At 41.0% G+C, this 22,999-nt stretch carries 13 protein-coding genes and 1 pseudogene; 9 read left to right on the forward strand and 5 right to left on the reverse strand.

Going from position 1 to position 22,999, the window contains the following annotated elements:
* Positions 1-328 precede the first annotated feature (328 nt).
* Entirely contained in the window at positions 329-1,714 is a 1,386-nt protein-coding gene (locus GKR61_RS02635) for an SLC13 family permease (protein WP_036952575.1), read from the forward strand.
* A 131-nt stretch (positions 1,715-1,845) separates the two neighbouring features.
* Here GKR61_RS02635 and GKR61_RS02640 read toward each other — a convergent pair whose 3' ends face one another.
* Complete coding sequence (locus GKR61_RS02640) at positions 1,846-2,472, reverse strand: hypothetical protein (protein ID WP_036952573.1); 627 nt, start codon at positions 2,470-2,472, stop codon at positions 1,846-1,848.
* Between the two features lie 1,665 nt (positions 2,473-4,137).
* Here GKR61_RS02640 and GKR61_RS02645 point away from each other — a divergent pair.
* Positions 4,138-9,057: pseudogene (locus tag GKR61_RS02645) on the forward strand (TcdA/TcdB pore-forming domain-containing protein).
* A gap of 68 nt (positions 9,058-9,125) precedes the next feature.
* Here the strand turns inward: GKR61_RS02645 and GKR61_RS02650 are convergent.
* Positions 9,126-12,284: an efflux RND transporter permease subunit gene (locus GKR61_RS02650; RefSeq protein WP_036952571.1), complete on the reverse strand. Its 3,159-nt coding sequence runs from the start codon at positions 12,282-12,284 to the stop codon at positions 9,126-9,128.
* Between the two features lie 15 nt (positions 12,285-12,299).
* Positions 12,300-13,490, reverse strand: a complete 1,191-nt coding sequence (locus tag GKR61_RS02655) for an efflux RND transporter periplasmic adaptor subunit (RefSeq protein WP_036952569.1) — start codon at positions 13,488-13,490, stop codon at positions 12,300-12,302.
* A gap of 134 nt (positions 13,491-13,624) precedes the next feature.
* Between GKR61_RS02655 and acrR the strand changes: the two genes are divergently transcribed.
* From acrR to mscK, 3 genes are all read left to right on the forward strand, one after another.
* On the forward strand, positions 13,625-14,275 hold the full coding sequence (gene acrR, locus GKR61_RS02660; RefSeq protein WP_154639529.1) for a multidrug efflux transporter transcriptional repressor AcrR: 651 nt from the start codon (positions 13,625-13,627) through the stop codon (positions 14,273-14,275).
* A gap of 12 nt (positions 14,276-14,287) precedes the next feature.
* Entirely contained in the window at positions 14,288-14,641 is a 354-nt protein-coding gene (locus GKR61_RS02665) for a DsrE/DsrF/TusD sulfur relay family protein (protein ID WP_036952565.1), read from the forward strand.
* 151 nt (positions 14,642-14,792) lie between these two features.
* Entirely contained in the window at positions 14,793-18,188 is a 3,396-nt protein-coding gene (gene mscK, locus GKR61_RS02670) for a mechanosensitive channel MscK (RefSeq protein WP_154639530.1), read from the forward strand.
* Positions 18,189-18,194: 6 nt separating this feature from the next.
* Here mscK and GKR61_RS02675 read toward each other — a convergent pair whose 3' ends face one another.
* Together GKR61_RS02675 and priC are read right to left on the reverse strand one after the other, a co-directional pair.
* Complete coding sequence (locus GKR61_RS02675) at positions 18,195-18,365, reverse strand: DUF2496 domain-containing protein (protein ID WP_036952561.1); 171 nt, start codon at positions 18,363-18,365, stop codon at positions 18,195-18,197.
* Positions 18,366-18,375: 10 nt separating this feature from the next.
* The gene (gene priC / locus GKR61_RS02680; RefSeq protein ID WP_036952559.1) at positions 18,376-18,924 is read right to left on the reverse strand and encodes a primosomal replication protein PriC; all 549 of its coding nucleotides are present in this window, start codon (positions 18,922-18,924) and stop codon (positions 18,376-18,378) included.
* A gap of 143 nt (positions 18,925-19,067) precedes the next feature.
* Between priC and apt the strand changes: the two genes are divergently transcribed.
* From apt to recR, 4 genes are all read left to right on the forward strand, one after another.
* Positions 19,068-19,619 carry an adenine phosphoribosyltransferase gene (gene apt / locus GKR61_RS02685; protein WP_036952557.1) on the forward strand — a complete coding sequence of 184 codons (552 nt, stop codon included), beginning with the start codon at positions 19,068-19,070 and terminating at the stop codon, positions 19,617-19,619.
* Positions 19,620-19,737: 118 nt separating this feature from the next.
* Positions 19,738-21,684, forward strand: coding sequence for a DNA polymerase III subunit gamma/tau (gene dnaX, locus GKR61_RS02690; protein ID WP_154600099.1), 1,947 nt, complete (start codon positions 19,738-19,740; stop codon positions 21,682-21,684).
* Positions 21,685-21,727: 43 nt separating this feature from the next.
* The gene (locus GKR61_RS02695) at positions 21,728-22,057 is read left to right on the forward strand and encodes a YbaB/EbfC family nucleoid-associated protein (protein ID WP_006659291.1); all 330 of its coding nucleotides are present in this window, start codon (positions 21,728-21,730) and stop codon (positions 22,055-22,057) included.
* Positions 22,057-22,656 (forward strand): recombination mediator RecR, encoded by a 600-nt coding sequence (gene recR / locus GKR61_RS02700; protein WP_036952553.1) that lies wholly within the window; start codon positions 22,057-22,059, stop codon positions 22,654-22,656. The genes GKR61_RS02695 and recR overlap by 1 nt, the downstream gene beginning before the upstream one ends.
* Positions 22,657-22,999: the final 343 nt, after the last annotated feature.

A 22,999-nucleotide genomic window follows, 5' to 3' on the forward strand; every position in this document is an offset into this window, starting at 1 on the left:
GCTTACAGTTCACAAAATGAATATAGGACGATTTATCTGAACTATCAAATTGTTATATATTTTTAAAGGGAATAATTTATAGAAGGGAAAGTAGTGAGTTATGCTTGCTTATACCTTGTTTTCGGTAATTAAATTGCGATTTTTGTGAATCGCTAGCGAGATTTTTAAGATTTTAGCTATAAAGCAAATAAATTGCGCGGCTCAGATCGCAGTTTTAGGTTATCTACATTTCCATCTCATTAAATTAACTCTATATTTTACCTCCTGTAAAAAATGATTAACAAAAATTACTTGAAAACTTAAATTGCTTCCGAGCTATGGAGTAAACATGGATGCTTCTGAATCTTTGACACCAGCAGTTCCTCCAACCCCTTCTAATAAGCGTGGTTGGATAATTTTAGCTGTTGATGTTGTATTACTGATTTTACTGTTGAAATATTTGCCTTTTGATGACAAAGCAAACGCTGGGCTGGCCTTAATGGTTTTTGTCGGTGTGCTTTGGCTGACAGAGGCTATTCACGTGACCATTACCGCACTTTGTATCCCATTATTGGCAGTAGGTCTCGGATTAATGGGAACAGGGGATGCTTTAAAAGCATTCGCAAACCCAATTATCTTCTTATTCTTTGGTGGATTTGCACTAGCAACTGCATTGCATATTCAAGGTCTTGACCGCCTGATTGCTAACCGCCTGCTGATGGCAGCACGTGGACGCTTATCTGTTGCAGTGATTTTGCTGTTCGGGGTGACCGCAGGGTTATCGATGTGGATCAGTAATACGGCAACTGCCGCAATGATGTTACCACTGGTTTTAGGTATTCTTTCTAACCTTGATGTTCGCCATGAGCGCAATACGTTTGTATTCGTATTATTGGGTGTGGCTTATAGTGCCAGTATTGGTGGCTTAGGAACCATCGTAGGTAGCCCACCGAACGCAATTGCAGCTTCTGCTCTTGGCTTAGATTTCCTATCATGGATGAAATACGGTATTCCAATCATGGTAGTTTTACTGCCAATGATGTTTGTTTTGATGTATATGATGCTGCGTCCAAACTTAAAACACCGTTTTGAAATTGAATTAGAAAAAGTTGAATGGAATGGCAAGCGTATTACTGCGATGAGTATCTTCTTATTGGCAGTTGTTTGCTGGATCACTAGTACATTTATTAGTGATGCTCTTGGTGGTGTGAAAGATTTAGATACCATCATTGCATTGAGCGCGGCAGTATTAATCGGTATTACGGGGGTGGCGAGTTGGTCACAAATCCAGAAAAATACCGAGTGGGGCGTATTGATGCTGTTTGGTGGTGGCTTGACACTGAGCGCGATTTTAAGCTCATCTGGTGCAAGTAAAATCATGGCAGATTGGATGCAAATGACATTTGGTGAAAGTCATTGGTTTGTAATCATTCTTGCGGTGACGACTTTTATTATCATCCTGACGGAATTTACCAGTAATACAGCCAGTGCGGCGCTGTTGGTTCCAATCTTTGCAACGGTTGCGGAAGCATTAGGTATGCCTGTTATGGCGTTAACCATGATTATCGGTATCGGTGCATCTTGTGCCTTTATGTTACCTGTCGCGACACCACCGAATGCGATTGTATTTGGTTCGGGTTATATTCGACAAATTGAAATGGTACGTGTAGGTGCTGTATTGAACGTGGCATGTATCATTGTCATCTCTTTATTTGCTTGGTTCTTCTGGCTGTAATAGCCCCCGGAAAATTCAACAAAATAGACGTTGTTAATAAAGCGCAATACCGTAAATAGCAACGTAATAATAGTACGGCCTCAGAGAATGAGGCCGTTTTTATTTTCTGATGCTGTTGATATGACATGCATCTATTGATTCTTCCCTAGCTGAAAGTCTCCTGTTCTGAATATTGAAATCTCACTATTTCCACGTAGTAAGGAATTTCTAGTTTGAGTGAATCCTTTAATATCAATTATATTTTGCGGGCAAAGAAGACATGCTTTGCATAATGTTTGATGGCTTTCAAGAGGGCGGATATTACCGAAAATCGTGACGTCCTTGTCTGTCACAAGATGGTGTGCTTGTTGATGAAAAGTCTCGATTTTCATATAACGAGCTGCACTCAAAATACCGTCATGAAGGGGAGTGAATAGAGTGTTTGATGGATTGAAGTTGTGTTGTTTCGAAGAAGTGATAAAAGGGGTGTTTTGATGACTGAAGCGATTAGCAAACAAGACAGGTTTTGCTAATTGAAAAGATGAGGATAATGAAGATTGGCTAGATGAACTTGAATTAACTAGCTTTATGACTCGTTGTTTTGGAAAGTGGTTCTCCATTTTGGGTATTTTCGCCCACATCATCTTGGCGATTTGAATGGTCAAACTCCGCTGACCATGATTCTCATTACTCAAGAAAAAATTATGCTCAATGACTATTGTTGAAAGAATGTTCCAACTGAGCAGAAAGGGGTTCGTTAGCATTATTGTGTGAATCATCTGTTATAAGTTCCTTGCTATTAAATGTCCTTAACGCAGATGACTATAACGCTAATTTTCTATTCTGACGTTATCAAAAAATAAGAGAGAGCTATTAAAAACACCAATGCTATTTAATACCTCTATTTTTAATGAAAATGAATTGGTATGGTTTTATATTTGATCTTAAATTTAATTTCACAGATGGATTTTGTTATTTATTTAAAACTATTGTGCAATAATTAAAATTAGAATAATTTTTTAATTATTACATTTTTTTATTAAATAATTGGAGTTATAGAAATGAAAATTGATTTTCATTGTTCATCTGCTTTTTATTCTAAAAAAAATAACATTAACCCTAGAATCATATCTCAGGCATTACGTGATTTGGCGTTACGATCACCTTTTTGGTGGAATAGATCAGCTCAAGAAACTTCTGCAAGTCAAGATATTAAGCTATTTAAGGAGAATGCGATATCGTTCTCTAATACCAATACAATTAGTGCTGATAGCATGACAAGAGCGGGGAAACTCCCCTCACAAGGTTTTGTGAAATTGACTCAGAAATCACCAAATACTTACACCATTGAACCCATCTCCAGCGCTTCAAATCTTAGCCCAGAGCTAATCGTTAATGCTTACTTTTTAGGGTATAACGGCGCTAATCAATCAAGTACAAAACCAGCTTATGTTGATATACCTATACAGGCAGCGGAAGAAAGCTTTCTCTTTACTGGGTCTTTAACGGGATGCTCAGTTATCGTTACAAAACATAATGATACGACGTATCGTGTGTACCATGATGGAAGAGTTAATAGTTCGATATTATATGACAATGTGGTCATGGCATTTGATTTTATTGATTACCAAGTTGCCGGGACAGATGAAGGTTTGGCAATGGTTTATATGCGGTTTAATGAAGGTCAATGGGAGTTAATTTTACAGCGTCAGCAATATGAGGTTATTAATGGCATTCCCACACCACAACGACGAACACAAGGTGAAACAATAAGTCAGTTATATCCAGATGAAGAATTATCTCAATCAAATCTAGAGAAATTTAATCGATACCGTAGTGATACTCACCAAGAATTAGTGAATCTTGCTCGAGATTTTAATATTGATACGGGGCATATTGAAGATGGTGTTTATGAGGGCGGTGACTTTTCATCACAACATCCTGCGATTCTTCCTTGGGTAAATCTTCGAAATGAAATAAAAAAACATCTCAATATTGAGAGAGAAAAAATAGATGTAAAAATAGAGGATGCAAAAAAGGAACTTAGTAGCTTACAAAATAAAAGAATCGAGTTAAATCAAAAAGAAATCACACATGAAGATAAAGTTAGAATAGATGAATTAAATAAAATCATTGAATTTAATCAGAGGTTGAAAGAATATTATAAGCAAAAGTATAACTCTATTCTATCTGAAAGTTTATCTGTAGAACGTAGTTGGCTATGGTTGCAAATAAAAAACAATCATGGTGAAGATACTGTGATTAACGTAAATCAAGCGACTATTAAATCAGGTGTTCAATCTGAAAATACCAGAGATAGAAAAAAATATAATGTCCTATTAAGTAATGATATATGGAAAAATAATAGTGATTTTAATAATGGGATTCAACAATATGAAAAAGAAAGTATCCGCGGTTTCGATGATAAAATGTCTTCATCAGAAATGCGAGAGCTTTATATTAAGAGTGGGTTAAATGCTAATGAGCGTGGTGCTCTATCTCAATATATTAAAATAAAGGAAGAGTCTGAATACATAGAAAATGTTTTAAATTTCACATTAAAAACAAATACCCTATTTCAGGATGGAGGAAGCATTTATCAGCGCCTTGCTCCTCAAGATTTCTATTTACAATTAATGGGGGATGATGAAGGAGGGCGCTGCTATCCTCTCGTTAGATCCATGTCTGTTGCATTAGCGCTACATGATGGTACTTATGGTTCTGATGAACTTTTCAATAAGCTATTTACTGCAGCGGCATCACCGGAAGATAGAAACTCAGTTTTATTGAGATCATCACTGCAAAACTTACATTTTAATACGCAAGCTGTAGGAGCTTCCTCTTCAATTGGTCTACTTAATTTAAAGGAGATAAAAAAACTATTCATTGAATCTAATGGGACTCAGATGTATGCCTTAAATACCCGAAGCCATTCAATGCTAATAGGGAAAAAAAATTATAATGGTAAAACTCATTACTATTTTTATGATCCAAATTTTGGTCTTTACGTTTTTGATAACCCTAAAAAATTATTTAATTCATTAAATAACTTTTTGATCAAAGAAAAAATGGTATATCAATACGATGTGTTAATGGAAGAGTCTGTGCCTGTTTTTGATCTCGTATCGATTGATGTAGAGCAAATGGCAAACGTAGATGTTGGCTCAGGGTTAAAAGTCGAAGATTTAGTGTCTTCCTCTGAGTTATCTGAGGTTATTCCGAGGCGCCAAGAAACAATAAACTTTATTGAAAATCAAAGGTTATTGGCAAAAGATAGGCAAATAAAATCGTCTTTGAGTATTTTAAAAGCGGAGCAATGGGGAGGCCGCTTAGAATCATCACTTGATAAAATCACGCAAGAGCATCAATTAGATGAACACTGGCTACCTGTTTTTGCTAGCACGGATAAATTAGAGGATGGGCGGTATCAAATTCAGTTTGTTCATAAAGACAACGAAGGATCTTCCCGTTGGATTGAAACCTATGACAAAACGTTTTTTGAATTTAAACAATATTCTTATGAATCAATGCGTTATTTTAGTGATCATTACACATTTAATGATTTAGAGTTACAACATGAAGAGTGTCTTTCTGGTACTGAACATGTGGATGGGCTTAATTCAGCCATTGGTATTAAGGCATTGATTGAATGGTCAGCAAATCGCAATCGTCAGTCGGTTGCTTCGGGTAATCCTTCTAACTTAGAAAGTGCTTTGAAAATCCATGCATATGTGAGTTATACAATGATGGCTCATGGGGCGCTAAATGATGTATCACGGGTTGTGCGTTTAGCGGGGGCACTTTGGAAAGAGGGGGCTGAGGTTGTAAAAACAGAAATGAATAGCTTTTCATCATCAATTTTACGAACAGCAAATGAAGGGGTTGGTACGGTTTTTCAAGGGGTAATGGTCGGGTTTGATATTTATGAACTTGCAAATGCAGAAAATGAACCTCAGAAAACTATTATTGGGACTCAGTTGGCATTTGATTCTGCAGCGCTGGCGACAAGCGTTATGGGGTATGGGGCTTCGCTATTGGGAGCTGAAACTGCTGCTGGTGTCGCTATGCCATTAGCTGTGCCTTTAACGGGTCTTGGAATTGGTATCACTGAATTAGTCAAAATTAATGAGCGTCATGCACAAGAAACGCTAGAAGTTGGGATTATTTTTGCTCAATATAAAGATCACTATCAGAATGCAGCTATCAGTTATGATGAGGAGAAAAAATTATTAATTCCAACAGAAGGCATTGTTATTAAGGAAATTAACTTTCTTGATGGGAGCTTTACGCTAGGTAGTCACTATATTTATCGAGGTGAAAAAAGAACATGGATTTTTGGACATAGTGTTTTACACGATTTTCAATCACGTCCACGAGCTGATATCAATAAAGATGAAGCGATCAATATTAGAGAAGCAGTTGGTGTTTCGCAAAATGAGGTGGAATTTAATCCCTTTCAATCGAATATTCTGGTATTACCTGTAATACCAGAATGCTATTTAAGTTACAAGTATTCCTCTTTTTTGGGTGTTACAAGTCGTAACGACTATGGTTTTTCGGTTCTTAGAAAAATAGAGGAGGATTATCAGTTTTATTTTGACTATTTTTATTGTGCTCTAGAATCTGCTATATCAGAATTAAGACCTGAGTATGTTTTCACGCCTATTTCAGTTTTTTTAGATTCTAAAAATAAACATTTAATTGTTCCTATGCTTCCAGAATCTTGGCATGGCTATATAGAGCATGCAATTACAGGGGGCGGAGGGGAATATCAGATTACAATAAATCAAGGCGCTTCTTTAAGACTGAAACAATCTCCTCTTACGACTGGCCAGTCTACGTGGATTATTGATACTAGTTATATTGATGGTAATAAAGATCTGCCAATTAAAATTAATGATAATGATATTAAAATTGGCAATACAGTTATTTATATTGATGGTACGGCTAAGTCCAATAAATTTCAGATTATAAATAGTCAGCATGAGATCAGAGAAGTTGATTTTAATAATAAAACTATAGATATCGTTCGTCTGAATGGTAAGCTGTGGGATTCGGAAAAAAGCAGCATTAAATCCTATCTTGATGATTTAGATAATAAAAATTAGTTACATAAACAATATGTCATTATCGATAATTATCAAGTTAACGGAATGAATGTTGGCAGGGCATTTTATGATGTCGCTAACCAGCGCATGCTACATACCAACTCATCTAATAAAGAAAACCAATCTGCAATGTTGATTACGATTATTGATGACACGGCATATTTTTATTCTAAAGCTGAGAATATAATCTGGTCAACTAACGCTAATAATGGCGAGTTATATGGGAGATTTGATTTTTTTGATATTTTAGGTAATAACTCAAGCGTTGAAAATATATCGATAAAAAACAATGTGATTATTGTTGAGTTAAAAAATAGAAATAGACGTAGTGAAGTGAATGTCGTTTATTATTTAGTGGATAATAAATTGAAATTGGCGAATATTTCAAATGACTTTATTTTAATGGAAAAATTAGCCAAAATAAATCCAGTAATGTCACCACAGCAGAAAAAATATTTTTTAAATCATGATTATTTAGTTAATGATAACTATATTAGAGCGAGTAAGGAGGATAAAAATGCATCACAAATAACATCATTAATAACAGCCCCTTCGCCAAACCTCGCTCCAACTGTGATGATAAAAAATACAAACTATTTAGGTTTCCAGTCTGTTTATTGGCTACGTACTCGTGACGGCGTATTAATAAAACCTAATTTAGCCAGACCAGATGATCATGATCAAAAGGAAATTGATAACATATCTCAAACAATGCACTGGTTTTCTACTAACCCTGACGAATTAGCTTATATGAATCGTAGGCTTGCAAATGGTGAACCTTTCAAGGATGTATTAGATCCTACTTATGCTGGTTTTACAAACAAATGGATATTGTTAGGTGTTGAAGAGCGATTTAGGGTGGCAAATACAGAGCCTACATTAATAAAAATAGTGGGGGCATGCTTTGAAAAATTTGATCCGCTCACGGATACTTGGAACTGGAAACCGCCAACCGATCTCACATTGGTAGGTAGTCTATTTGATGATAATGGAGGCGAGGTCTTTTTCTTTTATAGCAAAGAGTCAGATACAATTTTTCGTCAAGAAGGGCTAGGGCAAAAGGATATTGATCTTAAGAATCCAACCGCTAAGCGATTAAGCTTTAATGAAATAGAAACAGTTTTTGATTGGCATGGTAATTTATTAGTTATCCAAAAAAGCGGAGTGGTGAAACAACTTAATGTTAATGGTAGTGCAGATACTGTTGCAATAAATAAAAACTGGTTTGAAAATGAATCCTTTAATTGGGAAAATTTAAGCGGTTTTATTAATGAGCCTCATCCAATCACACTGTTTGGTTTAAAAGTAAAAGATGGAAAACAATCTTTATCAGCGTGGTATTTCAAAGGCAAAGTGATTATTAGTGAGTCTTTACCATCTGAAAATACATTACAGTTTTTGGGTTTTGACTTACATAATGACAGTGGAATTATTTTTGATACACAAGCCAAAAAATTATATCAACAAAAGGCAATCTCTAGTGTGCTGCTAGCGACTATGTTTGATGATGATAAATCTTTAAAGCCTTCGGAACATTTACCAGAATATATTGAATTATATCCAGATGTCTCTCTTGAACATGTTCAGAAAATAAATGGGGGGTTAATGTTATCTTCTCGAGAACGTCAAATTATTTTTCATCCATTATCAAAAAGTGAACCATTAGGCTCATCCTTTATTATTAAAGGAACAAATAATGATGATGTTCTTGCACCAAGACAGTTAAATACGGTTAAGACATTAATATTGAGTGGTGGGGAAGGTAAAGATATTTATCACTTGAAAATAGAAGATTGGCAAAACCATGAGACTATTGTTATTGATAATCAATCACAAGATAAGCAAATGGATTATCTTGCTATACCAATCAATGCGAAGAACAATGCAATTTTTGTTAATCGACTGAATAATGATTTAATTTTTACGGACTCCATTAATCAGACTTCACTAATTTTGCATAATATTTATGGAGATAATTCATCAAATAGCCGACATTTAATGATTCATTTTAATGATGGCATTTTAAATATCAGTGAACTTGCAGAAGCGGTTACCGACCATCGTGGTGCCATGTATTTATTAAGCTATTTTGAAGAGAAGCCACGATGTAATGAAGAGCTGGCTTTTTTAGCTGAAAGTTGTAGCCAAATAACATTAAACAAAGATTTTAGTTATTTACAATATGATAATGTACAGATGAATACGCGAGGCCCAGAGATTTCTTCTATAGATATGATTCAATATAAAACACACTAAATGCTATTGATGGCAGTCATATAAATAAAAAGCCCCCAATTAAGGGGGCTTTTTTAACGCACTAGCGATTAATGAGCTGCTGGTGGCTGATTGTTATCAACGTGTTCTGGTGCCTTTGCAAAGCGGCGACGGATCACCACAAAGAATACCGGAACGAAGAAGATAGCCAATGATGTTGCTGCGAACATACCACCTAGTACGCCTGTACCGACGGAGTTCTGTGCTGCAGAACCTGCACCATTACTGAATACCAGAGGGATAACACCCAGCATAAATGCCAGTGATGTCATCAGGATTGGTCTTAGACGCATTTTAACTGCATCTAATGTTGCTTCAATCAATCCTTTACCTTCTTTCTCCATCAAGTCTTTGGCGAATTCAACAATCAAGATTGCGTTCTTCGCCGATAACCCAATGGTGGTTAACAGACCTACTTTGAAGTAAACGTCGTTATCTAAGCCTCGGACTGAGGTGAAGAGTAACGCACCGATAACCCCAAGTGGAACCACTAACATAACCGAGAACGGTACAGACCAGCTTTCATACAGTGCAGCCAGACACAGGAATACAACAATCAGGGAAATCGCATACAGGGCAGGTGCCTGGTTACCAGACAAACGCTCTTGATACGACATACCTGTCCACTCATAACCGATACCCGCAGGTAGGTTTTCGGTGGTCAGTTTTTCCATCATCAACATTGCAGCACCGGTACTTTGACCTTCTGTTGCTTGACCTTGAATGTTCATCGCTGGAACACCGTTATAACGTTCTAAACGTGGTGAACCGTATTTCCAAGGATCTTTAGATGTATCTAAGAATGCCGAGAATGGCACCATTTTTCCTTGGTTATTACGAACATACAGGTTGCTGATATCTGACGGCAACATACGGCTTTCCGCGTCACCTTGTACGTAAACTTTCTTCACACGACCACGGTCGATAAAGTCATTGACGTACGATCCACCAAACACGGAGCTGAGAGTTGCGTTGATATCGCTGATCGCAACGCCTTGCGCCTGTGCTTTTTGCTGGTCAATGTAGATTCGATACTGTGAGGTATCATCTTGACCATTCGGGCGTACGCCTTGCAAAATTTCAGGGTGCTGAGCGGCTAGTCCAAGTAACTGATTACGTGCTTCCATCAGTTTTTCATGACCTAAACCTGCTTTATCTACCAACTCAAAGTCAAAACCGTTTGATGTTCCTAATTCGACGATTGCTGGTAAGTTAAAGGCATAAATGAAGGCGCCTTGTTTTTTGGATAGTGCTGCGTTTGCACGTGCAACAATCGCATCCACATGGTTTTCGTCACCTTTACGCTCATCCCAGTTTTTCAGAACGACGAACGCAAGACCCATGTTTTGCCCTGCACCTGCAAAGCTAAAGCCACCAACAGTAAATACAGACTCAACGTTTTTACCTTCATCTACTCTGAAGTAATTACTCACTTCATCCAAGATGACCTCGGTTTGCTCTTGAGTTGATCCTGGTGGTAACTGCACCATGGATAAGAACACCCCTTGGTCTTCTGCTGGTAAGAATGATGATGGCAGACGAACGAACATAAATGCCATACCCACTACCAGTAAAACGTAGATCACAAGGTAACGACCTGTACCATTCAACATACGGCTTACGCTGTCTGTGTAATGGTGAGCTTGCTTTTCAAATACGCGGTTAAACCATCCAAAGAACCCTTTTGTGGAACCATGGCTGCCTTTTTCAATTGGCTTCAACATGGTTGCACACAGTGCAGGGGTCAGGATCATCGCAACTAATACTGATAGCAGCATCGATGAAACGATGGTGATAGAGAACTGACGGTAAATTGCCCCTGTAGACCCGCCGAAGAAGGCCATTGGGATAAATACCGCAGACAGCACCATTGCAATACCGACCAGAGCACCTTGAATTTGCCCCATGGATTTTTTGGTCGCCTCTTTTGGTGGCAGACCTTCTTCTTGCATTACACGCTCAACGTTTTCAACCACAACGATGGCGTCATCCACGAGAAGACCGATGGCAAGTACCATCGCGAACATGGTTAAGGTGTTTATCGAGTAGCCAAAGGCTGACAAGATAGCAAAGGTACCTAACAGCACCACTGGTACCGCGATTGTTGGGATCAATGTTGCACGGATGTTCTGCAAGAACAGATACATAACCACAACAACCAACATAATTGCTTCGACCAGCGTTTTAACTACTTCGTTAATTGAAATCTTAACGAATGGCGTTGTATCGTACGGGTAAACAACTTCTAGTCCTTCAGGGAAGAACGGTTCCATATCAGCTAATGCTGCACGGACGTTATTTGCCGTATCCAGTGCGTTTGCGCCCGTTGCGAGTTTAATACCAATACCCGCAGCTGGCATGCCGTTAAAACGAGCAATTGTACTGTAGTTTTCCGCACCTAATTGAACAGTAGCGACATCTTTCAAACGAACTTGAGAACCATCTTGGTTCACGCGTAATAAGATGTTAGAAAACTCTTCAACGTTGCTTAAGCGAGTTTGAGCAATAATTGATACGTTCAAACGCTGGCCGCCAACAGGAGGAGTTCCCCCTAATTGACCGGCTGCAACTTGGTTGTTCTGTACACGAATCGCATTAATGACATCCGAAGTTGCCATGTTGTACTTAACAAGTTGCTCTGGTTTTAACCAAATACGCATTGCATATTGGGTACCAAACAGCTGGGTTTCACCAACACCATTAACACGACTAAGAGGGTCTTTAATATTCGAACCTACGTAGTCGGCAATGTCGTATTGACCCATTGAACCGTCTTTAGAAATAAAGCCTGCAACCATTAAGAATGAGCTGGTTGACTTATCCACACTAATACCTTGTTGCTGTACTTCTTGAGGTAAAAGTGGCATAGCCAATTGCAGCTTATTCTGTACCTGTACTTGGGCGATATCGCCATCAGTACCCGCTTCAAAAGTCAGCGTAATACTTGCTGAACCTGATGAATCACTGGTTGATGACATATACACCAAGTTATCGATACCGTTCATATTCTGTTCGATAACTTGGGTCACCGTATTTTGTACCGTTGACGCATCCGCCCCTGGGTAGTTAGCTGAAATGGAAACAGCCGGCGGTGCAATCGTCGGATACTGAGCGACAGGTAACTTGATAATTGCCAGCAGACCCGCAAGCATGGTGATAATCGCAATTACCCACGCAAAAATTGGTCTATCTATAAAAAACTTAGGCATTAATCAATCGCTCCCTTATTTAGACGCGGTTTCAGGTTTTGCCTGAGTGTCTACAATGGATTGGGTTTCTAAGTTTGCTTGCTTCGGCACAACAACCATACCTGGTTTGATTTTCTGTAAGCCAATCACAATGACACGGTCGCCATCTTTCATGCCTTCAGTTACTAACCAGTTGTTGCCAATCGCTTGTGCGACTTGTACTTTGCGTACTTCAACTTTGTTTTCAGCGCCAACAACCATCACTTGCGCATCACCTTGCGGAGTACGTGCAACACCTTGTTGTGGGACTAAAATCGCGTTTTCTTTCACACCATCTTCTAAAATAGCGCGAACAAACATACCCGGCATCAGCTCTTTGTTTGGGTTAGGGAATACTGCACGCATCGTGATGGAACCTGTGGTTTCATCGACAGTAACGTCAGAAAACTCTAATTGCCCTTTCTGCGCGTATTCTTGCCCGCCATTAATGACTAAGCTAACAGGCGCTTTACCCGGTTCTTTTTGCAGAGCACCATTTTCGATTTCAGCTTTTAAACGTAAGAAATCTTCGCTCGACTGAGTGACATCCACGTAGATAGGATCTAACTGTTGAACGCGCATCAGTTCAGTTGCTTGACCAGCTGAAACTAAAGCACCTTCAGTCACGTTGGATTTACCAGTACGTCCACTGATAGGGGCAGTGACTTTGGTGTAATTCAAATTAATACGTGCTGTTTCAACTGCCGCTTCAGCCGCTTTTACTGCAGCCAGTGATTGAGCATACGTTGAGTTCGCTTGATCGTATTCTTGTCGGCTAATGTAATTCGTGCCAAGCAGTGGCTTATAACGTTTAACAGTTAATGCGGCGAGATTAGCATTTGCTTGCGCTTTGGCTAATTCTGCTTTAGCACTATTGTAGGTTGCTTGGAAAGGTGCCGGGTCGATTTGATATAACGATACGCCAGCCTCAACATCGCTACCTTCTTTGTAGTTACGTTTTAGGATGATGCCACTTACTTGTGGGCGAACCTCTGCAATACGAAATGCAGATGTACGGCCTGGGAGTTCGGTCTTAATGGTCAGAGGTTCAGCTTTCAGCGTAACAATTCCTACATCAGGCGCCGGGCGTTCACCGCCACCTTTCTGTTCTTCGTTACAACCAGATAACGCTAAGCCGCCTGAAAGGACCAACAGAGCCAGAGGTAACACCCCTCTGTTTTTTCGCATAAGTTAACCTCAATTAATCGATATGAGTTCAAAACAAAATTAAGAAAAAAAGCAAATTATATGATTTATCACTATGCTATAGTACAAACATACACTAATGTATGTAAATCAGCTTTCGATAAAAACGAGCGTCAATGGCACGAAAAACTAAACAACAGGCTGAAGAAACCCGTCAGGAAATATTAGATGCAGCCATCAAAACATTTTCTGAACGAGGAGTAACAGCCACATCATTAGCCGATATAGCCAAAGCTGCGGGCGTTACCCGTGGAGCTATATATTGGCATTTTAAAAATAAGGTGGATCTGTTCCATCAAGCCTGCGAATTTAGCGATAATCAAATTACTCAAGCTGAGGATTATTATCGTTCGAAATATACCAATGATCCACTTTTAATACTAAGAGAATTGCTAATATATATTCTTACCGATTTTATTAGTACTCCTAAAAACCGCGCGTTAATGGAAATCTTTTTCTTAAAATGTGAGCTCGTCGGAGAAATGGCTTCTGTCGTTGATTTTAAACGTGAAAATTATCTGGCAAGCGAACAGCGGATTATTAAGAATTTACGTGACTGTGTGGATGCAGGGCAACTTCCTGCCGATTTAGATTTAGCGTGTAGTGCGGTTATGATCCGCGCACTGATGTCGGGCTTACTTGAAAACTGGTTATTACAGCCAGAGCGTTTTATTATAGACGCACATACAACGACGTTAGTTGATGCTCTATTAGAAACGCTCAAAAATAGCGTTTCGCTGCGAGTCAAACCGACGCCAAACGAATAATCGGAGAAAACCATGTCATCCATTTTGATCATTGCGAATGGCGCACCTTACGGAAGTGAAATGTTGTTTAACTCTCTGCGCTTAGCTATCACAATAAAAGAGCAACACCCTCAAACCGACCTGAAAATTTTCCTAATGTCCGATGCCGTCACTGCAGGGATCACTGCACAAAAACCGAAAGAAGGGTATAACCTTCAGCAAATGTTAGAGATTTTAACCGCGCAAAACGTACCTGTTAAATTATGCAAGACCTGTACTGATGCTCGTGGTATCAGTGAGCTGCCATTAATTGATGGCGTCGAAATCGGTACACTGGTTGATTTAGCTGCGTGGACATTAGACGCCGAAAAAGTTCTCACCTTTTAATTTTATCGCTATTGATTAAAAAAGCTTTTTGAGAATTGAGCTGCGGTTTGCCAAAATTGCAGCTCAAATAGCAAGTTAGAACTAATTGGTATTAGCGCTAAACAATTTAAGTGCTAAATACTAAATAATAGTAGGATGACAACGAGATATCATGGGCTCACTGATGCAATATAGAAAAGTGTGGTTATATTCAATCAGAATATTTTTGGTATTTGCCATCACCTTTTTCTCTTTTCAAATTTCCGCTGCAACAATTAATAACCTTCCCAGCAAAAACGAGATAAAAACAGAGCTCAATTCGCTAAATAAAAAAAACAATGCGGGGCAAGAAGATAAATTCACTATTGCCGATTTGGAAAAGTCATTAAATTATTATGATGAGCTGGAAAAACTCGATCAGCGTTCAGACGAACTGCAAAAAAAATTAAGTCACTCCGGTGAAGAGTCAAAAAAAGCGGTTCAAGGTTTATTGCAAATAAAAAATCAGAATGAAAATCCTGATATTAACTTTCAGCATCAAATTGAAAATAGCAGCCTGCAACAATTAGAGTCCATGTTGGCAACCCATTTGGATAACCTGCAAGCGGAGCAAAATGATCTCGCCACGTACAACAGCCAACTGATCGGTTTGCAAACTCAACCTGAGCGCGCCCAAGCTATCATGTTGGATAATGCGAGAAGGCTGCAAGAGATCCGCAATGAGCTTAACAGCACATTGACTGACTCCAACAAGCTTCGCCCCTCACAAGTGAATATGCTGCAACTGGAGCAATACCTTCTACAGCAGCAAAACGAATTTCAAAAGCGCGTTCTTCAAGCCAATACGCAACTCCAAGATGTTTTACAGAAACAGCGTGATTACACGGCGGCGTACATTGAGCAACTCGATGCGCGAATTCAGGTGATCCAAGAAGCGATTAGCAAAGAGCGTCTCAGTGATTCCCAATCGACAGTCCGTGAAGCACAAAACACCTCTACGGATGATAGCGTACAGCAAAATCCGATTATTCAAAAAGAGGTGGAGATCAATAACAAACTGAGCAACCGCTTGATTGAAGTGACTCAAGACGGCAACAAAATGGTGCAAAATGGCATCCGAGTAAAAACTTGGTTAGAACGTGCCACACAGTCAGAACGAAACTTAAAAGAGCAAATCAACGTATTACGCGGAAGTTTGCTGCTATCGCGAATTCTTTTTCAGCAACAAATTGATTTACCCGCTGATATCTTAACCAAAAACTTACCTGTCACCATCGCCGACCTGCGTTTGGAGCAATTTGATATTAACCAGCAGCGTGATGCGTTATACCAACCTACTGACTACATTAATACTCTGGAGCATGAGCAAGCGGTTAAGGTTGGAGAGCAAGAAAATGCTCGCTTGTTTACCCCAGAAGATAAAGCGGCACTGGTAAAAATCTTGGATGTTCGCCGTGAATTATTGGATGAATTGAATTTACAGCTAGGTGGGCAAATTTCCCAAGCCATTAATTTGCAACTGGATCAAAACCAATTATTGAGTGTGGTCAGCTCGCTTGAGCATACTTTGGCTCAGCAGATTTTCTGGGTAAACAGTAATAAACCGATGGATATCGAGTGGTTAAAAGCGTTTCCAGAAGCGGCCACAAATCAATTAACTCACCTCGATTTTGATTTTTCATTCTCTAGCCTGAAAAAAGGCTTGCTGAGCTCGCTGTGGGTGACGATCCCTTTATTATTGGCGGCACTGATCTTTATCTGGTTGAATCGAAAAATCACTCAACGTCTACATGATATTGACCTGCGTTTATCCAGTCTGCGTAACGACAGCGTATTGAATACACCGTTGGCGCTGTTTCTCACGTTGCTACAAACCATCCCAATCTCATTAGTGGTTATCGCCATTGGTTACTGGTTCTTAAAAACCGGTAACCTGCAAGGGGAGTTTATTTGGTCTTATTTCTTGCAACTCGCTATTTTCTGGGCGCTATTTGAATTAACGTTCAGGGTGTTAAAACCTCAAGGTATTGCAGAGAAACATTTTAATATTGAACATGAAAATGCTCAGCGTATGCGCCGTCGAATGGTGCGTTTATCAGTACCGCTGATCCCGCTTATCTTCTTTTCCACTTATGGAATGATTAACCCGCTGAAGGTGTCTGAGGATGTGATTGGGCAGCTAGTGGTTTCTATCTGTTTATTATTATTGTGTATTTTTACTATCCCGTTCTGTAAACAGGTGTGGAAGGAAACGGGGAGCCACTTAACTCGCTCGATTTTGATTACGTTACTGACATTCTCTCCGCTGATTTTAATCGGCTTGATGATTGCGGGATACTATTACACCACACTCCGTTTAGCCAACCGTTGGTTAGATAGCTTGTACCTGCTGGTGCTTTGGTACATCACATATAATGTTTGTTTACGTGGGTTAAGTTTAGGCGCAAGAAAACTGGCGTATAAGCGTGCGCTTGAGCGCCGAGCGCAGTCAAAACAGCAAGAAGATACTGAAAACGAGCCTATCAAAGAGCCACCAATGACCATTGAGTTGATTAGCCAGCAGTCTCTGCGCTTAACCACAATGGTGCTGTTTATTATTTTTGCGTTTGCGTTTTACGCCATTTGGTCTGATTTTATTACGATTTTCTCCTTCCTCGATAGTGTCCAACTCTGGAGCTATACCGCCACATCAGCGGAAGGGGCGAATATCATGCAGCATGTGACCTTAGCGAACTTGATTTTAGCGGTGGTGATTGTGGTAGTGGCGTGGATCATGACACGCAACCTACCAGGGTTACTGGAAGTGTTGGTATTATCGCGGCTCAAACTGCGCCAAGGTTCCACCTATGCCATCACCACCATGCTGACCTATGTGATTGTCAGTATCGGGGCAATTGCATCCCTTGGGATGATAGGGGTCACGTGGAATCAGTTGCAATGGTTAGCTGCTGCCTTAACCGTTGGTCTCGGTTTTGGTTTACAGGAAATTTTTGCGAACTTCGTTTCGGGGATTATTTTACTGTTCGAAAGACCGATTCGCATTGGGGATACCGTCACCATCGGGACTTACTCGGGAACAATCAGTAAGATCCGTATTCGTGCTACCACGATTGTGGATTTCGATCGCAAAGAGGTGATCATTCCGAACAAAGCATTCGTTACTGAGCGTTTAATCAACTGGTCGCTCTCAGACACGGTCACGCGAATTACGATCTCTTTAGGTGTCGCGTATGGTTCAGATTTGGAAAAAGTGAAGCGCGTATTACTGCAAGCAGCCACCTCTAACAGTAAAGTGATGACGGATCCTGCGCCAGCGGCATATTTCTTAAGTTTTGGTGCCAGCACATTGGATCACGAATTACGTTTTTATGTGCGCCAAATCGGTGAGCGTACTATCACCAGTGATGAAGTGAACCGTGAAATTGACCGGTTATGTCGTGAAAACGATATCAATATCGCCTTCAATCAATTGGAAGTGCATTTGCATAACAATCAAGGGGATGAAGTGCAGGAAGTGACCAAGATTATCAAAGATAAAGATAATGATAAAAATGGCGATGAAAAATAACCTGCGTTAATTATCATTCTGACAGGCTGCTTCGGCGGCCTGTTTGTTGAGGTAATCCTGCTTAACCATCTCTAATGCTTTTAGGACTGTGTTGGTATCAACTTCAGCCGATTCTAACAAGTAAATTAAATCTACCGCGAGTTGGGTTTCGAGTGGTGCAGTGTCCAGTGTTTCCATTCGCGATCCTTTAATCAAAAAATTGGTTTTCTTGGTGTTCGATGGCTTTTTCAATACGCATTAATGCTTGTCTACAGCGATATAAACGACCAGCCAACGCGGCGAGTTCTTTTTGGCACTGGTGCTGTAAATGTGAGTCAGTTAAGCCACTTAAATAGAGCTCTTTTTCGCTCACCATTGCTTGTAAACGGCGTTCATAATCTTGATGTTGTGATAAACGTTCATATAAATCAACCTGTTCCTTTTTCGACCGAAAAGAATCTTCTTTTTCCCGTAGCCCTTGTGTAGACAGTTCTCGGGAGATAGCTTGCATTTGATGCACGATTTTTTCGGTTAAAAAATTCACTTGCTGGGCATGGTTAAGGGCAACGCTATTACACAATTGCTGATACAAGGTATTGAGCTCTTTCTGGCAATCCCCTAACTTGGTGGATTTATGGCTAAATAGCTGCATATCAAATCGGGAGTGTGAAAACTCATGGTCTTTGATGGGAGCCACGCGCTCCGCTAATTCATCAATCTGCTTTTTCAATGCCTCTAACAGAGCCTGTGTTTTCATTTTTTATTCTCAATAAATGTGAAAAGTGGCGGAATATTGATATCCAACAATAAAACTTACAGCAAATAGACGGCTTCTTATTGCATTTTGATGGTAGTTTGCATAGATTCTACCCTTTCGTATTTACTATATTGGTTTTTATTATGACCGCTAAAGAGCAACAACTGCAATTGATTAAAGAAAGTATCGCTACTATCCCTAACTATCCAAAAGAGGGGGTGCTGTTTCGCGATATTACCACACTGTTAAATGACCCGGCGGCTTATCAAGCGACAATCGATATGCTGGTTGAGCATTATCAAAACAAAGGTGTGACCAAAATTGTTGGTACTGAAGCCCGTGGTTTCCTATTCGGCGCTCCTGTTGCATTACGCTTAGGCGTAGGTTTTGTGCCTGTGCGTAAAAAAGGCAAATTACCGCGTGAAGTTTTAAGTATGACGTATGATCTGGAATACGGCACCGACACACTGGAAATCCACAAAGACAGCATTACCGCACAAGACAACGTACTGGTGGTAGATGACCTATTAGCAACCGGTGGTACTGTCGAAGCAACCGTGAAAATGATCAAACAGCTAGGCGCAAAAGTGGTGGATGCTGCTTTCGTTATCGGACTGCCAGATTTAGGCGGTGTTGAGCGTTTAGCTAAAGAAGGCGTTACGTCCTACAGTCTTGTTGAGTTCCCAGGCCACTAATCTGCTCCGCACTCTTCTTACTATTTTTACTGCAGTCTCGCCCAATGGGTTGAGGCTGTGGTAGCATGGTACTATTATTATATTTATCAATGTCCCATGTTGAATAACAGTGGAATCCATGAGCTATCAGGTACTTGCCCGTAAGTGGCGCCCCCAAAAATTTTCAGACGTTGTTGGTCAGCAGCATGTGTTGACTGCACTTGCTAATGGGCTTGAGCACCAACGGCTTCATCACGCTTATCTTTTCTCGGGTACCCGCGGTGTCGGGAAAACCACGATCGCCCGTTTGTTTGCCAAAGGGTTAAACTGCGAAACGGGGATCACGGCAACGCCTTGCGGAAAATGCGCCAACTGTTTGGAAATTGAACAGGGGCGATTTGTTGACCTGATTGAGATTGATGCGGCATCACGCACTAAAGTCGAAGATACGCGAGAGTTACTGGATAACGTTCAGTATGCGCCAGCGCGTGGTCGCTTTAAAGTCTACCTAATAGACGAAGTTCACATGTTGTCGCGCCACAGTTTCAATGCGCTGCTTAAAACACTCGAAGAGCCACCGGAACACGTCAAATTTTTACTTGCCACGACCGATCCGCAAAAACTGCCTGTCACGATTTTATCCCGCTGTTTACAGTTCCACCTGAAAGCGCTGGATGTCCCACAAATCAGTGTACAGCTCGAGTTGATCCTGAATGCGGAAAATATTGAGCACGATACTCGTGCTCGTCAGTTGATTGCCCGCGCCGCTGACGGCAGTTTGCGTGATGCGCTGAGCTTGACTGACCAAGCGATAGCTATGGGGCAAGGTAAGGTCACTGCGGATATCGTGAGCCAAATGTTGGGCACGCTTGACGATGAGCAGCCTCTTGCCATTATTGAAGCCCTCGTTCGTGCAGATGGTCTTGGCGTGATGGCTCAAGTGGAGCAAGCCGCTTCCCGTGGCGCTGATTGGGAAAACCTACTGGTTGAAATACTCTCTCAGCTTCATCGTATCGCGATGATCCAGCTGCTGCCCGCGGAACAAGAAACGGATCCTTCCTCTACGGAAGGGCGCCTAAGACAAGTGGCACGATTAATTTCCCCAGCGGATCTTCAACTTTTTTATCAAACCTTGCTGGTGGGGCGCAAAGAACTGACATTCGCGCCTGAAAGACGCATGGGCGTGGAAATGGCATTATTAAGAGCGTTAGCCTTCCATCCAAAGAGCATTATTGAAGAAGTGGAATTGCCGCCGAAATTAGTTTCAAGCGTGCCAGCTCCTGCTTTTCAGCCGGAACCTGCACCATCAACGGTAAGGCGCCCAGCCCCGCAACCGGCAAGCGCAGAGAACTTACCAGAAAATAGCCCAACATTGCAGCTATTGAAAGCCAGACAGGCACTACAAACGCCACAAAGTGAGGATCCGAGTCCAAAAAAGACTCATCCGGTGACGTCCGAAAGGGCTAAGCCGGCGGTTTCAGCACTTGAGCGGCTGGCCGCGGTAACCAGCAAACATCAGCAAAATGTGATGGAAAAAGCGTCACAGAAAACAAAGCCTGCGAAGCCGAAGCCATACCAGTGGAAGCCTCAAAATGGTGAGGTTCTCGACGCAAAAGACGCAGTGACGACGCCTACTGAGATCAAAGAGGCGTTGGAATATGAAAAAACCCCTGAATTAGCAATAAAAATCACCGAAGAAGGGCGTGAACGTGATAGTTGGTCGGGGGAAATCGCGCAATTAAATATTCCGAAGCTAGTTGAACAATTGGCTTTGAATTCATATAAAGAAGAATTGAACGAGTCGCAAATTGTATTGCACTTGCGCTCCGCTCAACGCCATCTTGATAAACCTAGCGCTCTAAAAGCGTTACAAGATGCGCTGAGTGAACATTATGGTCGCCCTGTTGAACTGAAAATCGTTCACGATGATAATACGGCGGTGAAAACGCCGTTGGAATGGCGTCAGGCGATTTATGAAGAGAAACTGGCGCAAGCCCGTCAGTCTATTATTGCGGATAAAACAATTCAAAAATTGCGTGCCATGTTTGATGCGCAGTTGGATGAAGAGAGTATTCGCCCCGTTTAACGCTACAGTTGCGAATCTGTAGCCTCAGTTGTGAGAGAAAACTATGTTTGGTAAAGGTGGATTGGGTAACCTGATGAAACAGGCCCAGCAAATGCAAGATAAAATGCAGAAAGTTCAGGAAGAAATCGCTCAACTCGAAGCTACTGGCGAATCTGGTGCTGGCTTAGTCAAAGTGACCATCAATGGTTCACATAACTGCCGCCGTGTTGAAATCGATCCTAGCCTGTTAGAAGACGACAAAGATATGCTGGAAGACTTGATTGCTGCGGCATTCAACGACGCAGCTCGTCGTATCGAAGAAACGCAAAAAGAAAAAATGGCTAGCGTATCTAGCGGTATGCAACTGCCACCAGGCTTTAAGATGCCATTCTAATGCAAACGAGTCCGCTTCTTGAATCATTGATGGAAGCGCTGCGCTGTCTCCCCGGTGTGGGACCCAAGTCAGCGCAGCGAATGGCTTTCCAACTTCTGCAACGTGACCGTAGTGGCGGAATGCGTTTGGCTCAGTCGCTGACTCGTGCAATGTCCGAAATCGGGCATTGCCGCGACTGCCGCACATTTACTGAGCAAGACACCTGCAATATCTGCGATAACCCGCGTCGTCAGCAAAATGGGCTGATTTGCGTAGTGGAAAGTCCCGCAGATATCTACGCTATCGAGCAAACCGGGCAATTCTCGGGGCGCTATTTCGTACTCATGGGGCATTTGTCGCCATTAGACGGCATTGGACCGATGGATATCGGGCTGGATAGGCTCGAAGAACGACTGGCATCGGAAAACATCACTGAAGTGATTTTGGCGACCAACCCGACAGTAGAAGGGGAGGCGACGGCGAACTATATTGGGCAGATGTGTGCGCAGTATGGGGTGGCGGCGAGCCGGATTGCTCATGGGGTGCCTGTCGGCGGAGAGTTAGAAATGGTCGACAGCACGACGCTTTCTCATTCGTTGTCAGGCCGCTCGAAATTGTAGCATCCTCGTCATATTTCAAATTGTAGGGGTGTTGGCTGCACAACCTCACCCTAGTCACATACTTCAGTATGCTCCTAGGGATAAGCTTGCTTGCCGCCTGCCTACAACTTTGAACTATTTAGAGGATGATGGTGGGGAGTTGATTTTAAAATTTAAAGGCAAACCCCTCAAAGCAAAAATATTAAAGCAAAACCTTCCAAGCAAAAGCATCGTAGTTTTTGGTCATTTCCTTTTGTTCATATTAATTTGGCTGCTAATTTGTGGTTAGTGGTTGAATTCTATTTTTTTGTCCCCAAATTAGTTTCCATCGATAAGTCAAAACTAACTATTAGATTGATGATAT

Origin of the sequence: Providencia sp. wls1916 (genome assembly GCF_009706585.1) — a bacterium.
Lineage (GTDB): Bacteria > Pseudomonadota > Gammaproteobacteria > Enterobacterales > Enterobacteriaceae > Providencia > Providencia lanzhouensis.

Coding starts and splice junctions, on each gene's coding strand:
- GKR61_RS02695 (WP_006659291.1), top strand. CDS start 21,728: ATGTTTGGTAAAGGTGGATTGGGTAACCTGATGAAACAGGCCCAGCAA.
- GKR61_RS02640 (WP_036952573.1), bottom strand. CDS start 2,472: ATGATTCACACAATAATGCTAACGAACCCCTTTCTGCTCAGTTGGAAC.
- apt (WP_036952557.1), top strand. CDS start 19,068: ATGACCGCTAAAGAGCAACAACTGCAATTGATTAAAGAAAGTATCGCT.
- GKR61_RS02665 (WP_036952565.1), top strand. CDS start 14,288: ATGTCATCCATTTTGATCATTGCGAATGGCGCACCTTACGGAAGTGAA.
- GKR61_RS02635 (WP_036952575.1), top strand. CDS start 329: ATGGATGCTTCTGAATCTTTGACACCAGCAGTTCCTCCAACCCCTTCT.
- mscK (WP_154639530.1), top strand. CDS start 14,793: ATGGGCTCACTGATGCAATATAGAAAAGTGTGGTTATATTCAATCAGA.
- GKR61_RS02675 (WP_036952561.1), bottom strand. CDS start 18,365: ATGGAAACACTGGACACTGCACCACTCGAAACCCAACTCGCGGTAGAT.
- recR (WP_036952553.1), top strand. CDS start 22,057: ATGCAAACGAGTCCGCTTCTTGAATCATTGATGGAAGCGCTGCGCTGT.
- priC (WP_036952559.1), bottom strand. CDS start 18,924: ATGAAAACACAGGCTCTGTTAGAGGCATTGAAAAAGCAGATTGATGAA.
- acrR (WP_154639529.1), top strand. CDS start 13,625: ATGGCACGAAAAACTAAACAACAGGCTGAAGAAACCCGTCAGGAAATA.
- GKR61_RS02655 (WP_036952569.1), bottom strand. CDS start 13,490: ATGCGAAAAAACAGAGGGGTGTTACCTCTGGCTCTGTTGGTCCTTTCA.
- dnaX (WP_154600099.1), top strand. CDS start 19,738: ATGAGCTATCAGGTACTTGCCCGTAAGTGGCGCCCCCAAAAATTTTCA.
- GKR61_RS02650 (WP_036952571.1), bottom strand. CDS start 12,284: ATGCCTAAGTTTTTTATAGATAGACCAATTTTTGCGTGGGTAATTGCG.